At 46.5% G+C, this 18,073-nt stretch carries 8 protein-coding genes; 2 read left to right on the forward strand and 6 right to left on the reverse strand.

Annotation, left to right across the window (positions count from 1 at the left end; genetic code table 11):
* Window positions 1-113: 113 nt before the first annotated feature.
* Entirely contained in the window at window positions 114-6,584 is a 6,471-nt protein-coding gene (locus tag FGT79_RS27450) for an S-layer homology domain-containing protein (protein WP_138756035.1), read from the reverse strand.
* Between the two features lie 212 nt (window positions 6,585-6,796).
* Here FGT79_RS27450 and FGT79_RS27455 point away from each other — a divergent pair, with 212 nt between their 5' ends.
* Window positions 6,797-8,587 carry a sensor histidine kinase gene (locus tag FGT79_RS27455; RefSeq protein ID WP_138756036.1) on the forward strand — a complete coding sequence of 597 codons (1,791 nt, stop codon included), beginning with the start codon at window positions 6,797-6,799 and terminating at the stop codon, window positions 8,585-8,587.
* A 24-nt stretch (window positions 8,588-8,611) separates the two neighbouring features.
* Window positions 8,612-10,162 carry a response regulator transcription factor gene (locus tag FGT79_RS27460; protein WP_138756037.1) on the forward strand — a complete coding sequence of 517 codons (1,551 nt, stop codon included), beginning with the start codon at window positions 8,612-8,614 and terminating at the stop codon, window positions 10,160-10,162.
* Here the strand turns inward: FGT79_RS27460 and FGT79_RS27465 are convergent.
* The 5 genes from FGT79_RS27465 to FGT79_RS27485 all read right to left on the reverse strand — a co-directional run bounded on the left by FGT79_RS27465 (window position 10,159) and on the right by FGT79_RS27485 (window position 18,003).
* The gene (locus FGT79_RS27465) at window positions 10,159-12,660 is read right to left on the reverse strand and encodes a glycoside hydrolase family 38 N-terminal domain-containing protein (protein WP_138756038.1); all 2,502 of its coding nucleotides are present in this window, start codon (window positions 12,658-12,660) and stop codon (window positions 10,159-10,161) included. The two genes, FGT79_RS27460 and FGT79_RS27465, sit on opposite strands and share 4 nt — an antisense overlap.
* Window positions 12,661-12,687: 27 nt before the next feature.
* On the reverse strand, window positions 12,688-13,506 hold the full coding sequence (locus FGT79_RS27470; protein WP_138756039.1) for a carbohydrate ABC transporter permease: 819 nt from the start codon (window positions 13,504-13,506) through the stop codon (window positions 12,688-12,690).
* A gap of 5 nt (window positions 13,507-13,511) precedes the next feature.
* Window positions 13,512-14,381 carry a carbohydrate ABC transporter permease gene (locus tag FGT79_RS27475; protein WP_138756040.1) on the reverse strand — a complete coding sequence of 290 codons (870 nt, stop codon included), beginning with the start codon at window positions 14,379-14,381 and terminating at the stop codon, window positions 13,512-13,514.
* A gap of 61 nt (window positions 14,382-14,442) precedes the next feature.
* Window positions 14,443-15,795, reverse strand: coding sequence for an ABC transporter substrate-binding protein (locus tag FGT79_RS27480; RefSeq protein WP_138756041.1), 1,353 nt, complete (start codon window positions 15,793-15,795; stop codon window positions 14,443-14,445).
* Window positions 15,796-16,134: 339 nt separating this feature from the next.
* Complete coding sequence (locus FGT79_RS27485) at window positions 16,135-18,003, reverse strand: polysaccharide biosynthesis protein (RefSeq protein ID WP_171056479.1); 1,869 nt, start codon at window positions 18,001-18,003, stop codon at window positions 16,135-16,137.
* Window positions 18,004-18,073: the final 70 nt, after the last annotated feature.

An 18,073-nucleotide genomic window follows, 5' to 3' on the forward strand; every position in this document is an offset into this window, starting at 1 on the left:
AAGTGATCAGGGACGAGACAAGTGAAGGCGAAGCAGCAATCCTATTCCTATTCAAAGAGCCCGTTACAGCATTTTCTTTGCTGTAACGGGCTCTTTATTTTGGAATACTTGACCTAATTCACTGCCGTTAGAATGCCGTATACAGACTTCCCTTTATTCGCAGCGTATGGAGGGTGCATATCAAGCCTGCCGCCATTTAGCGACATAGCTGCATCGTCAAAAGCTCCCGCTACCGAATCATAACTACCATCATTATTATAGAAACCTTTCTCGGACAACAAACCAGCAAGAAGGTTTTGCACTGGCAAATCATTTTTTGTAATGATCGCAAGCGCTGTGAGATACGTCCCATCATATGGTGTATCTCCATTCATGAAAACCTTGACCCGAATGTCTTGCGGTACAGTTGAGCCCAGTGGCAGCGCCCACGTATTGCCGTCATCAAGAGGCTTGCCATTGAAGTCAATCTCTCCGAGTGTGGTCCACGGCGAATCCCCATCTTTGCGACCCTCGAATGTTACCGTCGTTCCGTCTGTTTGCGTCAAATACGCAGGATCCATACCGCCTTCGAATGTCAAAAAGTACTCACTCGCGGCATATTCGGATTTTGCATCTGCAATCAATTGGGCTCCGGGTGGGGGAGCTAGCATTCCGTAAACCAATTTATCCGTATCCGATACATAAGGAGGATGAATGTACAATGAACCGTTCCCTGCCTTTTGAATAACGGCTCCGGAATTCGCAATGACGACAGGTGTAGCATCTCCGACCTGCAATGTCAATCCGCTCTCGATGATATCGAACGAAAGATAATCCAGTTGTTCATTCTTGTTCTTATCCACCGCGGCTAGAACAGTAATGTGCGTACCATCGCCCGAAGTACTACCATTCTTAGAAACGGTCACACGCACTTGTTGCGGAATGGCGGAACCTAAAGGCAACGCCCATAATTCCTCGCTCTCCCAAGTTTTCCCCTCAAAGTTGATTTTGCCTAACAATGTCCACGGGGAAGAAGGATTTGCTCGTCCTTCCATGCTCATCGTTGTCCCGTCTGAGATTGCCAACTGCGAAGCATCAATCCCTCCGCTGAACATAAGGAAATAACTGCTTTCCGAGTAGTCGATAATGGCATCCTCAAAAGGCAATGGTTGCGCCATCGTCTCCCTGACTCCGGCTATCGAGGCATATATGGATTTCCCGATATTAGGACCGTATGCAGGGTGCAAGCCCAATCGTCCTTCGGTGAATCCCAGGAACGCATCGTCGTAATCGCCTTGCACCGACGTATACACGCCACCTTCCAATAGCCCTTTTTCGAGTACGGTGCCGGCAAGGAAGTCAACCACTTTTTTGTCGTTGCCTGTAACGACAGCAAACTTGGTAAGGTACGACATATCATGGCTAGGATGGCCGTTCATGGAAGCCGTAACACGGACCTCCTCTGGCGCAATCGAGCCCAGGGCAAGTGCCCATTGAGTCGTATCTGCCGTAATACCCTCGTATGAATTGAAATAGAGATCTGCAAAATTTTTCTTGCCCAGGACCGTCCAATCCGAAGCTCCTTCATGCTGCACCTCGAACGTCAATGTTACTCCGTCGGTATTAGGAACAGAAGAAGCATCCATGCCGCCCTTGAACGCGAGGAAATACTGGCTTCCTGGATTTTGATCTACGATCTCATTAAAAGATTTTGCCTCTTGAACATTTTTTATGATGCCATAAACGGATTGACCTTCCGCTTTCCCATAAGGAGGATGGAAGTCCAAGCGATTGCTTAATTTCATTACGGCTCCCGAATCGCTGAAAACTTCTGCATTATTTGTAAATTCCCCGAATTTATATACGCCTACCTCGGTTAAAATCCCTGTCAAATAATCGTTGACGGTTTCATTGTTGTTCTGCGTATCTATAATCTTCAATGTAGTAAGAATTGTGGAATCAAAGGACGTATTTGAATTTTTGGATACAGTTACTCTGATTTCCTCCGGTAATTGTTGATCTAGAGGCAATCCCCAGTTTTCATTGCTATTGAAAGCAATTTGCTTGAAGTTTTTTCTTCCAATGGTATACCACTCGTCGCTCGAAGCGTCACGTCCCTCGAATATGACGCTCGTGCCGTCCGTTGCCATTAAATTGTCGTAAGTCATTCCGCCATCGATCTCCAGGAAATATCGGCTATCAGGCGAAGCGTCAATGGCAGTATTTAGCGTATCCGCTTCCGGAATATTAACTGTAAACTTTTCCAGTTTGGCCCGCGTAGCTTTAGCATCAGCAAGTGTTTGAGCAAACGTGGCATCGTCAGATCTGCCCAGGTAGAACAACTCCGTGGAAGTCATGGCCTCGTAGGTGACCACACCTTCTGCTCCCGAGTTTACCTGCGTTTCAACATCGGCAAAAAGATCATACAGCGTATATAATGTGTTCTTGCTCTCTACCGGCACTTTAACCTCGCCATGCGATATTTCATCCCGATAGAAATAATGGAATTTCCGACCGTCATCGATCGTTTCATAAGAATTAATACCTTGGTCAACAAACGTTTCTTTATCCCAGATCACTACGGAGTTACCACCAGGCACATCATAGAGATGCACAGCAAGACCTGCATCGGCAACAACTTCCGGCTTCACATCTGCAATTTCCATCGCTTTAGCGGCTATCGCTCTATACATAGCTTCTTTCGCTGGCGTTAATTGCTTACGATTGGATATATCAGCGTTAATATACACGATTGCATTGCTGCCACGGACAACTCTGGAGATTAACGGCGTTATACCGTCATCAGCCTTAACTAGCACTTCGCTGCCCACAAGCTCATAAATATCTAGATCGGCTGTAAGAACAGAACCATTGACCGTGTAGCTAATCGTTTTTTGCGTCGGGGTTGGAGACTCCAGCGTTAGACCGATGATCCCACTCGAATCAATTCGGTGACTATTCAACGATGTACCCCAGTTTCCGAATCCATCCCATGTCAAATCTTTATCCATCGGAGTCAAATCAATAATACCCGTAGCCTTGGAGAATGGCACGAACGAATGGGTAACAAGCGCTTTATTGACTCCCACGCTTAACCAATCCTCAAGTGCTTGTTCGTGCTTAGGGCTTGATTCCGCCGGGGAGTATACAATGACCTTCGCATCTTTGGCGTAATCGTCAAATCCTTCCTTCCCTGCCGAATCGAACGGGATGTGCAATTGATCCAGCACATTCGCGATATTGCCTGCCTGGTCATAGGAATTGATCGATCCAGCTTGATATTCAAGCACCGAGCGACTGGACACGAGTACGGTCGACTTTACAGGCTGCAGCTCAGAGCTTTCCCTGTGCGACTGCAAGAACCCTTCTGCTCCCGAATACCAATTGGCATACCTGTCCCATGTATACTTCGGATCATAGACAGAAACCTTGTGCCAGCTGCCTTCCATATATTGATTGTTGTAATCAATCGGTTTGGATACAGTTGTGCTGTCATAATAATAAGCATAAGCAACTTCCCATGAATGCTTGGTAGGACCATGACCTGTTTCATTAATTTCAGCAATAAGCGACATGTCGTGGCCATACTTATTCATATTGTCGGTATAATATCTCATCGTGTGATAGAACGTTGTATTTTGCCCAGGGTTTCCAAAGTATTCGTAACCGACTTTTTCAATATTTCGCAGCATCCCCATCATATAGGTATCCGTACCGTTCATCGTATCCTCTGTATTGAAGGATGCAAACAGGTTCATACCGATGGAGTCTGCATAGTCTCCTAGCTTCTGATAAAACTTTAGATGCTCATAGTGCCATAGTGCATTAAACAGATACAAGTTTCGCTTAATTTTGTCGTGACCAATACTCGCTTGTGGTTCGCTTACAGGTACATACTCATCCCATGATGTCAGAGAAGCAGGATTCGTATAGCTTAACGCATTAAAATTGGCTACATCGCTTGGCGTAATAGGGTAATCAGAGTATATATTCAAATAATCCCAGAAGCCCACATGCTTAAATCCACCTTCGCCATCGCCAATCCACATGCCTTCGTCCGTACGATTCAGATCTTCTCTGAAGGATTGGACCGTAGCATCGCCATAACCCCATCTTCCATCCCAGGGCCAGACGTAATCGACAAGCAGGAATTCCTTGAAGCCTTGTCGCTTGGCCTCGTCGACAATACTCGTCAAAGCCTTATATACAGCCGGCTGTGTCGTGTCTTCTCCATGAGCGGGGAAGAAGTACGGGCTGTTTCGATCGCCGCCGACTCTTACCAATGCATCATCTGTTGACTCCACATAGTGCGTGTAGTAAGGGAATGATTTATTGATTTCAAACATGGATTTGATGCCGGCAGCATTTAATTTATCTACCGATTCCCGGTTCGCTCCAAACATGGCAACGCTGAAATCAACGCCGAATTGACCGGGCCACTCCTTGCCCATCTCGATGTATTCGTCAATTCGATTCCATGCGTCATGCGAATGATCCGCAATGAAAATTCTAGGTACACGGGTTTGTCCGTCATACTCGTTCTGAACCGAAAAAATTTCGGAAGTTTCTGGGAAAACCTCATTGAACTTCGATACGTCAAAAATTTGTGGTTGATACGATGTATTTGTGTGTACTTTGAAATTCGTGATTTGAGTGTCCAACTCCGCGTTGCTGCCGGATAGTGCCACTTCAAATCGAGTAATTTCGTACGCACGTTGACGTGCGCCGGTGTAATCCGGGTTGGAGCCGTTATATTTTCCGTCGTACGTTCCCTGGAATTGACCTAAATCAATGGTGACCTGATGAGATCCCGTCAATACATTCGCAGGCAATTCATAATCGAAAATATTGACCCCTGATCCAGGTTTATAGAAGCGATTAATGTATCTTATTTTTACCGTTGTATTTATGTTTTTCGTTGTCGAAATATCGAAAGTCACCTTCGTCATACCGTCTACATACTGAGGTTGAGAAAATACGAGCTCTTTTGCATCGGCGCTATGATTGCTCCAGATGGCTTGCACGCCTTCCTTCACCTGATACAGTTCAACGTCCCCCGTTTGATAAAAATACACTTTAACCGGACCGACATTAACGGTACAGCTTTTCGTTATGCCATTGACCGTTGCGGTTATCGTCGTTGTTCTTTGACTCTTGGTCAATGATTTCAAAGCTTCAGTGCTTCCAGCCTTAACTTTACCAGAAGCATCAACCGTTGCAATTGCCGGATTGCTCGATGTCCACACAATACCGCTGGCCAAACTTGTAGGATTCGTGGTTGCCACTAACTGATGCTCTTCACCTGCTAGCAATTGCAAGGAGGATTGATCAAGCGTTAGTGTTGAAGGTTCTGCCGGAACATTGGGGACGGTTGTCACTGTTGTACTTGAAGAACCTACAGCGAGCTCCGTTCCACTAGGAATGTTTTTTCCGTCCTTGCCTTCCATAAGAAGCACGGTGTTCTTGGCAAGCTCCGAGCTGCGGAGTTGACCAATTTTCGTTGCCGCATTGGCTTTAATCATAACGTTCGAGCCCTTGACAACCAGCTTGTCGACTTTCGCATTATGCACAACAACTGTCAGATTTGAAGTATTCACTTCAACATAATCAATGTCACCCTGTAAAATAATATTTTCCTGTCCATCGTCCACATAAACGGATGATACGGAAGCATGATCGGTAACCTGAACTCTAATATTGCCGCCAACCTTGGCAATAATGACTTTACCCACTTTGCTGTTGCCTGTAATAATGATCGAATTGACTCCGCCGCCGCGTACAATGACATCGCCGTCTACAGTAACGTCATTTAGCGTAACATGGCCTTCTCCCACTCCATCGCCGAGCACCAGATTACCGCTAATAGTCATTCCCTTCAATGTCACGTTACTGGTTCTAACGAGAAGATTACCACTAATATCATCACTGTATGTCCCCTCACTGCTGATCAATTCGCCCGTCAATTGATAGAGCACATGGGCAAATTCAGCACGGCTAATCGGCTCCTTAGGACGTAATTCTTTGTCCTCGGTAATAGGCAAGTCCGCCAGATAACCGTTCCCGGCAAGCGCCTTAACATACTCGACAGCCCAAGGCGATACCTTTGCATGGTCTTTGTACTCAGCGATCTGAGCATCTGACGCTACAGATAACTTGAATGCCCTAGCTAATACGGCATATGCCTCTTCGTGTGTAATTGGACGTTCAGGAGACATTTGACTGCCTGTCGCATTTACGCCAACTAACGTTTTCATATACTTGGCTTTGGCAATTTCCTCAGCGTACCAAGCCGTCTTGGAAACGTCTGTGACCCCAGCAAGGTCAGCCTTATGAATCGTGCCGAAAGCACGGTTCATAATAGCGGCTAATTGCGCCCTGGTCATTATGCCTTCTGGAGAAATTTTGAGTTCCTTGGTGCTTGTGCCATTCATTAAACCTTGGTCAATAGCAAACTGCAATGCCTCTGTCGACCAGTCATTCGGCATATCAACAAACTTCACTGTAGCTTCATCTGTCAGTTGACGCGCCGATACCGAAGCTGGCAATATGCTGGCGACAATTAACACATGCACAAGCATCCAACACATCATTCTTCTTAACTTCATTAAATATACCCCCAGTTCATTAAATACTTTCAAGTGCCAACCAAATAGCTGTTAGCGCTTTCAAATTTATTCTACGAACATAAGGGGTTTAGTTAAATAGATTATTGTACAACAACCATGTGGATTATCCTCCATCTATCCAAAATGAATGTGGATCTATGTTACAATCACTTTAATTACATGCCGAAAGAGCAGAGGAGTGACCTGGCCTGATGCTTAAGAGCCTGCAAGCCAAGCTTTTTATAACCTATATGCTCATTCTTATTCTGCTCGGCGTTGGAGTAGCAATTCCAATTTACACCTATCTAGAAAACAATATCGAAGATAATATTACGAGCAACTTAAATGAAATTATAAAAAACATTACTGGGAACCTCGAGGATTATTCAACCGAGTTTAATATGATCAGCACCCAATTTTATATGAGCTACGATAATACCGGTCACAATATGATTGATTATCTTAAAAACCTTACCTCCTCCAACAATGAATTGGAAGAGTTCTACTCCCGTCAATCCATTGATAGATTCCTCTTGCTGATGAACTCGATTTATCAGAATTATTATCGCATCTCTGTGTTTAATGAATCAGGCGAACAGTTCTCCACTAAGCCCGTTCAACTAACTCTCGCTCAATCCATTCAGAACAATAACTGGCTATCACCAGCAAGAAATGCCGGAGGAGCCGCTGTCATTCGTTTTGATTCTAACGATCACTGGATGCCGAGCAACGATGTCTCTAACGTCTCGCTTACTCGCGCACTGGACAGTATTAACCAATCCAGCTATCTCGAAGTCCAGATCGAAATCGCGAATATTGTCGGTCTTTACAAGATCTCGCAATTAACCGATTATAACTTCCTCATTGTAGCCAACAACGAAGTGGTTTGGACAAGCTCTAGTGCACCTGACCAGCTCTTAGCAAATGATATTGGCCGCTATCAGGATTTCATTCAACAGTCCTCCAAGCAGTCATTTGTTCATCAAACTACCGATAGAAATGAACACTTGTTTATTCAATCCTCGGATATAATGGATCTTTCTGTTGTACTTGCCATTCCCGAGAACAAGCTGCTTGGTCCTATTAAATTGTTTCGCAATGTCGCTCTACTCACGATATTCGTTGTTCTGTTCTTTTCCGTAATCTTGTTTCTGATCCTTTCCAAAGCATTAACCTCACCTTTAACTAAGCTGAAAAAAGTAATTGATTCCATAGATCTTGAAGACAACAAGCTTGAAATTGAAAACAAATACAAAATGAACGAAATTGAAAAAATTAACCGCTCGTTTCGTCGAATGAATGAACGATTGCACCATTCCCTTGAAGAAACGATTCATTTCCGAACCATGCAATTGCAGTCCCATTTCAATTCACTGCAGTCCCAGATTAATCCGCATTTTCTATTCAACATGCTCGGGGTCATTCAGGCTCTGAGCAGGAACAAGCAAACCGAACAGCTAACTTACATTTGCAGCAACCTGGCTGACTTTCTTAGGTATTCCATTGAAACGAGATCCGCTATCGTCATGCTCGATAAAGAGGCTGCTTATACGACTAAATATCTTGAATTAATGAAATCGCGGTATTTGCACCGCTTGCATTATGACATACAAATTGACGACGCAATAGCCAACCTATTATTGCCCAAACTCACCCTGCAGCCCTTGGTGGAAAATTGCATTCAGCACGGCTTTCCCGATGATGATCGTCCATTAATCATTAAGCTGCATGCTACCGTTGACTCGCATGAGTGGAGAATAACCATATGCGACAATGGGGTGGGATGGACACTCGATAACCTGAACCGTTGTAAAACGGAAATTGAAAATTATATTGCAGGACTGGAACAGGAGCCCAATACGCCATTAACATTCGGCGGGATGGGACTTATCAGCACAATGGCTAGAATGAAGCTGTTTGCGAAAGAGTCATTTACGTATGAATTAAAGAACAACCCGGACCACGGCTCATCCGTCATTCTGATTGGAAAAATCATAAACTAACGCATAATAGAGGGAGACAGTCCTATGAGAATAATCCTAGTAGATGATGAGCCGATCTTTATCGAGGAACTGAAGCACTTGATTAGGCAGTTTAATAACGACCATCCAGAGATCCCCTTGCAGGTCATTCATGAATTTTATAACGCTCAGAAAGCAATTGAGCAAATTCCAGCCTTGCTGCCGGACATTGTATTCACCGACATACAGATGCTGGGAGTAGACGGCCTGCAGCTTGCCCGGACCATTCAACAAAGATGGCCTGCCATTAAGGTTGTATTGGTGAGTGGACATTCTACTTTCGACTACGCACGCGAGGCGATGCGCTCCAACGTAACCGATTATTTGCTCAAACCTTTGTCTAACGAAATCTTCAATCAAACGATTCTGAATCTGTACAAGCAACAAAAGCAAAAAGCGACTTTGCGCAGCCAGGAAATTATGAAGAGGATGCTCCTCTCGGAGCATCCTCTAGAAATTCCTACTGAAATCAAAAAAATGATATTTCCTTACGAGCAATACGTTCTAATCCTCATTTCACAGAACCAATCGTCTATAGATATAGACTTTATGTTTCCACAAACGCAGGATCCCACTGAGCTCTATCTTGATTCCATCCGTCCGTTTGTAAGCGCTCCTGATGAGCTCTGGGCATTTGCTACAAAGTCTGGAAAAGAAATCGCCGTACTCATCGCTGGATATGAGTTGCCTAGAAAACTATTGGATAAAATCATGGCACATACACAGACGTATTTCTACAATGCTGATGAGCCAGTGACCATTGTGTACAGCGAGCGATTCCAAATGATTGAAAAACTCAAAGCGTTTTATGTGCTATTAAATGAGCGTCTGTACGGAAGTATTGTAATCGGCAAGCATCAGCTCATCCGGGCTGCCGAGACATCAAACACGGTCCGTCCTTTCGCTGTCCTTCTGACCGTGTCCGATGAATACAAGCTTGTTTCCTATTTGTCAAACAAGGACTGGTCTTCGATTAAACGGTATATCCTTCAAATCTTTCAGATTGCAGAAAAGGAACAAACCCCTTCCATATACATTGAGAAATATTTGAAAAGAATACTGCATTTGATCGAGAACCAATCCCCAGTACCTGACATTAATGTGTTAAAGAAGCTTGAATTACGGGTAGAAGAGCTTGTCTATACAACGCCTACTTTCCAAGAGGCTGCCGAAGCTTACTGGAATTTTATTGTACACACGTGGAATCCTGAAACGAAAAACAATCGCAGAGAAGATCTTTATCAACAAATCGAGACCTATATGAAAACAAACATGAGAGAACCGCTGTCGATTCAAGATCTCACAACCATATTCCAAATTTCTAATACGAATTTGTGGAATTTATTCCGAGACTACAGCGGCAAATCTTTTGTCGAATTGCTCACAACCTTGCGCATGAATAAAGCCAAAGAGCTTATAGACACTTACCCTTCGATGCTGCTGAAGGATATCGCCGAATTCGTCGGATATCGGGATCAGCATTACTTTAGCCGCGTCTTCAAAACAGTCGTTGGCTTGACTCCATCTGAATATCGAAACCCCGAGGATCGGGCTTAATCTTCCATTAAGCCCGTCTCTGCCAACGACTTCGTTACCGCGCTAAGCCGAAACGTCTTGATTTCGAATGCATTGAAATGTATATCTTGCTCTATCCCGAATAAAGGAATCTGGAGCACCGTAGTCCGGCTCCTCCCCGTAGGCTCGAACAAACGGATGATATAATCGTCGCCAAACTCTACTTTTTTGAAAGCCGCCAATTGAATGGCTTGGTCGCCTAGAATAACAAGAGGTTGTGCGGGTACTCCGGCCCCGGAGGGAAATACCGAGAGCGCAACCGGTTTTTCATTATGGATCAATGCTTCTCTATCCACACGATCAAGAGACTCATCGTATCGTCCACCATCAAACCAGAAATTGAAATTACGCTCGCCAATGTCTATCCGAGGAGAATAGCGATCCTGAAGCATAATGGTTTTGCTTCTATCAAACCCAGAATCATCGAAGGCGGAATGCCCCGTGTAACCTGGCGATCGCAGCAAGGAAATTCTGACTTCCCCATTCTGGTAGTCCGATCCATATACCCCGTCATTAATACATGTAAACATCGCATCGTCCTCTTGCGAGGCAACTGCCGACCACTTCTGCGACACAGCCTCTGAGCCGTCATCAGGCAGTGTGTCTATGCCATATGCGGTTTGACCCAAATAATGGGCTTCTGGAAATGGAGTGGGGATGGACAGCTTCAGCATCTTGCTCTTCTCATTCCAATGCACGACCATTTGAACCTGAATCTTAGTTCCACGCTTGGGCAGCTTGTACGTTTGGCATATCGCTGAGCTGCCATATTGCAAGAGCACTTCGACGACAGTCCGAACTTCGCCGTCCTCAATGACTCTTACCGATGAAACAGCGGTTTCAGTCGTACCGGAGAACTTCGCTCCAGCTTCCGGCGTCATCAGCTCAAATTGCCCTAACACGTCTGAAAAACGATATACCGCCATTCCCCAAGCATCGTCGTCATCGTCTATGACCAGAGGCAGGAAAGCGTTGCTTTTCAGAAAATCTCTTCCATTCACACAATACTTATCCATCAGTCCGGTGCTAGCATTGATTACAACTTCCAGCTCTTCCGTAACAAACGTAAATTTCCCATCCTGCTCCTGAAGCTGCACCTTGGGCTTCTCCGGTATGAATTGTGTGCTGCAATCAAACCTATTCATTTGCGAGGGCTCTAGAACTGCATAGAAGGATACTCTTTTTCTCCAATCGAAAAAGTTTAAATTGCTCAGTTGCTTTTCAACCTGGCTGGCAATGAGATTTCCGTTCTGGCGAATAACAGGCCAAGCAAAATCGGGTCCCCAGTTCTGATCAGCAAGAACAAATTCGCATTCAAAAATACCTGCAACGCGGAATGGATGCGGATTGTATACCATGATCGGTATTTCCCCCTCCAGAGCAGCGGACTGACCGTTCATGAGTGCAAAGAAGGCTCTCGCTCTCAGTCTGGAGACGATTTCTAAACCATGATCCATAATTCGCAGGGATGATTGTTCAACGGGCTCAACGGAGGAGCCTGGCAATATATCGTGAAATTGTGCCGTTGCCAAATCAAGGTGGACTTCGTGTATTTCCGACGCCGGATATGTCATGTAGCCCTGAATAGAAGCGCTTGATAACATTTTCTCAAGCAAGTAGGTTTCGTTCTCCAGCAATCGGTGCTTCTGCTTAATTCTGATCTGGGACGTATAGCAACCTACCTGGTTGGGATTTAGACTCCTCTCAAACTTAGGAAGGACCGTATTGTGTTCCCTTAGTTCTTGGAAATACGCCTCCGGGTTAGAATGAATGAGCACATCTTCCTTCAAGCTGCTCATCATTTCGCCAATCCTGTCGAGATCTAGTCTAGATGGCCCTCCACCATGATTGCCGACTCCCCATGCAATTAATCCAACCTGCTTGTCCTTATGGGCATCCATCCACTTGTCGATTTTCTCTGCCGCTTTGCCCATGGCTGAATTGTATCCTGGATAGATGCGATGAACAGCAATTTCTGATCCGTCGAATCCTACCCAAGTAAAATCCTCTGCCGGCAAGCTTAGCTCACGACTATCCGGTCTCATGAAAATATAAGAATCAAATCCGCTTTTTTTAAGAATTTGTACCAAGCCGCGACTATGTCCGAACGTATCGAAATTAACAGCCGTTGTCGGTTCCGCATCGAATTTTTGTTTAAAATAACTTCTGCCGAGCAGAATCTGTCTGACGATCGACTCTCCTGATGGCATATTGCAGTCCGGCTGTAAATACCAACCACCAATGATATTCCATTTCCCTTGCTTTACAAGCTTCTGAATTCGAACAAACAGCTCTGGCTCGTACTCTTCAATCCATTTATATAAGATAACCTCATTATGGTTGAAGACGAAGCCCTCGTACTCTTCGCACAGCTGCGCTGCCGAACGGAAAGTAGATACGGCAGCGGCAGCGCCCTCCTCCCACTCCCATTGCCATACGGGATCAAGGTGTGCATTGCAAAGTAAGTGTATGTGTCTCAAATGACCCAATCCTTCCTTTTTCCTGATTTAACTTTTGACTGCGCCGGCGGTTAGCCCCGAAATAATGTACCTCTGCATGAATAAATAAAGAATAATGACCGGAAACGAGACGATAACAATATTGGCAAAGACCAGATTCCAGTCGCTTGAATGCTGCCCCATGAAAAAATAGATCGTAACGCTGAGCGTATACCTGCTCGCTGTATTCAGGAAATAAAACGGAGTAAAGAAGTCGTTCCAGATGGACATGAAAGCCACGATTACCGCGGTAGCCGTAGCCGGCTTAAGCAATGGAAAAATGATTTTGAAGAACAGGCTGATTCGACCAATCCCATCAATCATGGCCGCTTCATCTAGTTCTCTGGGAATGCCTTTAATAAAAGAAATGTACAGGTAAGTTGTGAAAGCAAAATTTCCAGATACATATAAGAGAATGACACCCATGTAGGTTCGGACAAGTCCAAGAGAATCCATTAAATAAAACGTGGTTATCACTGTAATCGGCAAAATAATTCCCGTAATAATAAGCATCTCTGTGATTCTGGTTGTTGCACTATTTCGTCTCTGAATAATAAAGGCAGTCAATGAACATAGAATAATGAGCACAATGATTGAGCCTACTGTCACAACGGAGGTGTTCCAAAATGCTTGCGGGATTTTGGCCGCCTTCAGCACTTCCTCATAGTTCTTCAACACGTTCCAAACTTTGGGTAAGGATAGGCTCATCTCTGCAGCATCAGCTTTTGTCTTGAAAGAATTTATGACGACCAGATACAACGGTATCGCTACAAAACCGCTTATGAGGATCGCAATAAACTCGGCGATGTATCTCTTCCATTTCTTCAATAGAATCACCTTTCAGTAGGTCTGTTTAAAATTCGGTTAACCAGCAGAACGACAACAAGCACGATGACGAACAGCAATAGATTCGCAGCTGTCGCCTCTCCATTGCGGCCATTGGAGAATGCCCGGTAGACCAGCGTGTTCAATACACTCGAAGCACTTCCCGGCCCGCCTCCTGTCAAAGCGTACACAATATCAAATACTTTCAATCCCCCAATTAAATTGAGGATAACGGTCGTATTCAAGACAGGCATAATCATTGGGACCGTTATGTCCTTAATCATGCGCCACGAGGAAGCTCCATCAATTCGTGCTGATTCAATCACATCCTGCGATATGGTCTGCAATGCGGCAAGGAACAACATCATCGAAAAACCGGTCCATTTCCATATCTCTACAAGGCTAATCGAATAAATAACGATTGAAGGATCGGTTAGCCAAGAGCGCTTAAGCGCATCAAGGTGAACAAACTCTAAAAAACCATTAAGCAATCCATTACTCGGGTGCATGAACGAAACAAAAGCTGTTGCTACGCCTACCGTACTCAATATGGCAGGAAAAAAGATTACGGAGCGAAGAAACAAAACCGATTTCAGCTTTTGATTGGCGAAGATGGCCAGAAAGAAACCAAGCAATACTTTAAACACCGTAGTTATCGCTGCAAATATAAAGGTATTCTTGAAAGCAAGAATCGCATCATCATCTTCGAACAGAATCCTGAAGTTGTCGAATCCAACCCATCGCGTAACTTGAAAGGCAGCATCCATATTCGTAAAGGCAAAATAGAAAGCCGCCAACGAGGGTACAATGAAAAACACACCAAACAGAATGAGACCCGGGACTAGCAGCAAATGAGAGTAGTAATATCGTTGAAGCATAGGACACCTCGAGAGAAAGAAGGGGGCGTCTGCTTACGCAGAATCCAGCCCCTTCTCCGCTTTATTTGAAATTCGGATCTTCTTTGGCTTTTGCATTTTTCTCAAAATCTTTCTGTATGCCTTCCATAACTTGAGCCGGAGTTCTTCTATCCTTCACAAGAACTTCTTGCAGGTAGCTTGGGAAATTAGAATCATAAGCATATTTCATCTTGTACGGATCTCCAGCGAAAACTTTGCCTGCATCGGAGAACGCCTTGGCCTCTATCTCAGCAGGTGTTAATGTGAGTTTCGTTACACCTTTAATCGTTGGAATGCCGCCTTCATTGCTAAAGTAGACATCTTGCGTCGCGACAGATTCAAAATAATTGATGAATTTTTGCGCTGCCTCCTGATTTTTCCCTTTTGGAACAAATATGGCATTAGGAGCGAATGCCGTGGCATATGAAGCATCGCCGTCGAACGGCATAATAAAGGAACCAATATCGTTAACTTGATCCGGGAACTTGGTGACGATATCGTTCATTACCCAAGTAGCCATGAAATACATAGCGGCATCCCCATTAGTCAATGCTTGCTGCGCGTTGTCATACGTGTCGGAGAGAACATCCTTATTCGTATACCCTTTCTCGAATATATCCTTAAGGAATGTGATGCCCGTCTCTTTATTTTTCCAATCTGTCAGTTTTGCCTCGTTCTTCTCTATTTTCTTCAACAAATCCGCATCCGCTGGACGTGCGCCGGATTGGAGCGGAGCAAGCTGCAATGTCCATGAATCCTTGCCGGATAAATAGACGGGAATTTTCCCTGCATCTTTGATAACGTCCGCCGTCGCCCAGAATTCATCCATAGTAGTAGGAATTTCCAAATCTAAGCTCTCAAACACCTGCTTATTGTAGAGCACTACCCCGATATTAGCTCCACCGTAAGGAGCAGCATACACATGCTGATCACTGGTTAAGTAGTTCCATGCACTGCTGTCGAAATTCGCGATCCATTCTTGATCATCCTGTGGCACGAACACATCCGACAGCTTGCCGAGACCTGAATTATCGTTCGTATCCGGGTAGTAGAATAGGAGATCCGGAACGTCCTTGGTCGCGAATTTCGTCTTGATCAGATTATCGCCATCCGTACCTTCCGGAACCTTCTCAATTTCTAACGATATTCCCACCTTATCCGCTGCGTCCTTCAGAACAGCATCAATGCCTGTTTTGAACCAGCTCGCATGACCGATAGCCTTCAAGGTGATTTTCTCAGCAGGCTGCTCAGAAGGAGCCTGTTCCGTGCTGTTGCTTGCCTGAGGCGTTTGATTGTTCGGAGCAGCGTTATTGTTGTTTCCGCAACCCGCTACGATTAAAATGCTTGCGAGCAAAAGCAATGGTGAATACTTTCTCTTTTTCGATGAATTCAACATTTTTTGACCTCCGTTTTTGTGGGTAATGTTGCTTACACTCTTATCTTAAGGACATATCCCTTTATAATAAATAGAGATTCCTACACGTGGTATGTGGATTATTGTTCATGAGAAAGTGAATGTTATGAAGCTAAGTTTCCAGCATGTATAACGTGGGGGACGAAACACTCCATCGAAATTTTAGCTGCATACAAAACGGCAGATACCGTTTGACCAGTATCTGCCGAATTCCAGAGGCTCTATTCTTATATTCTAATACTAGCGAATGATTAAAACTGGCGGAATTGTCCCCAATTAAGATGATGCCTTTGTAGGGGCTAACCGCCGCTATTCCGCCGGTTAGCCCTCATCTTGCGCTGGCGGAATAAGCCGCCAGCGCTGCAACCGGGCGGCCAATACGCCGCCGCCCGGCAACGCGCGCAATTCGCGCGCGCTTACAGCGCCGCCGCGCAAAGCCGCGGCGCCGAAGGCGCAAGCGCCGACGGCAACGCACGTCAGCGCAAGCGCAGCTGCTGCCGCCCTAGGCGGCAGTCCGCCAAGCGCGGCGCTAAGCGCTCGCTCGGCGACAACAAGCGCCGCGGCCATGACCGCGAGCGCAAAGCCCGTGCCTGCGGCCGCGCTGCCGAGCAGCGGCCTCCGCCCTTCACCCGCGCCGCGCCGCTTCCCCCAGCTGCCGGCGAGCGAAGCTCCCGCTTCAGCTGCCTTGAAGCGGACCGCAAGCGTACCAAGCAGCGCCGCGGCTGTCAGCGCTGCAATGCCTGCCGCGGCGGCGCCTTCCATGCCGAAGCGCGGTACCAGCGCCGCGTTCAGCACGCCTTTGAGCAGCGCTGCAATAAGCAGCAGCACGGCCGGAACGCGTACCGCTCCAAGCCCCTGCAGCACGGACGCCGTAATCGCGTTCACGCAGCCGGCAAGCGCTGTGCAACCGATAAGCGCGAAAGTGCGCGTACCTGCCGAATCCTGATACAGCATGACATTAAGCGGCTCCGCAAGCATGACAAGTCCAATCGTCGCTGCCGCGCCGAGCGCCCATGCCGCCCTTTCCGTGAACGAGAGCTGTGTCCGCAGCTGGCTGTAAGAGCCGCGCATTCTAGCGAGTGCAATTGCCGGTACAAGCGCTGCCGCCGCAGCTCCAGCAACCATGACAACTAGCTGCACAAGCGGCTGCGCACGGCTGTATATGCCAAACAGCGACATCGATTCCGCTGGCGACGAACCTCCAGCTTGAAGCAAGCGTGGTACCATGAAAGCATCTACGACGCCAAGCACCGGCACAACCACCGCTCCCAGCGCGACAGGCAGTGCAAGCACTGCAAGCTTCTTCATCTCAGCGCGCAGCATCCCTGGCTGAGAAGCCAGCCGCTCCCGTCTGCGTCCGCGCCAAGATTGCAAAGCAAGCACCACAAGCGCGGCGCATGCTCCGAATGCCGACCCACTCATAACGCCAGAAGCCACTGTAGACTCCGGCCAGCCCGCAGACCAGCTTAACGTAAGCACAAGCAGCATAACCGCTACTCGAATCAGTTGTTCTACTACTTGTGACGCAGCTGATAATCCCATTCTTCCCAAGCCCTGCGCATATCCCCTGAGGGCAGCGACAAAGGGAGTCAAAAGCAGCGCGAAGGATACCGCCCTTATAGCACCTGCCGTCTCCGTATCACCAATCCAGCGAGCTGCTGTCTCCGCACCCGACCACATGAAGCCGAATGCCAAAATGCCCGTTACGCCAAGCAGCAGCAAGGCCGCATACAGCGTTCGCCTGACCCCTTCCGGATCATTTCCTTTGCGCAGCCTCTCCGCAATCAACAGCGACACAGCTGTTGGTAAGCCTGCTGTAGCAAGAACCGCTACAAGCTGATAGAAAGGATATACCGCGTTATAAATGCCGAACACGCGGTCGCCGGCCAAATTTTGCAGCGGAATTTTCTGAAAAACACCAATTAGCTTAGACAGCAGTGCAGCGCCCGCCATCAGTACAACCCCGCTTGTCAGGAGCCGCCTTGCTCCATGGGCTGTTCTAACCGCTCCTTCAGCCAGCAAGCCTTCCGCGTCTCCTTCTTCATGCCCCGCTGCCGACTGCTTATGACTGGCGGACGCTTGTATGTCTCCCAGCTGTACCACTACCTTGTCGTCTTCAACCGCTGATTGCCTATTTGCAGGCTCGAGCGTATCCCTCACTCGCCCTATTTGATCTTGCCTGCGTTTCATTTCCCACACCCCTGCCATCCGGCGATTGATATTGGTATCTATTATACCTCACAATTCCAAACGTTGAAAA

The organism is Paenibacillus sinopodophylli, from assembly GCF_005930355.1.
Taxonomy (GTDB): Bacteria; Bacillota; Bacilli; order Paenibacillales; family Paenibacillaceae; genus Pristimantibacillus; species Pristimantibacillus sinopodophylli.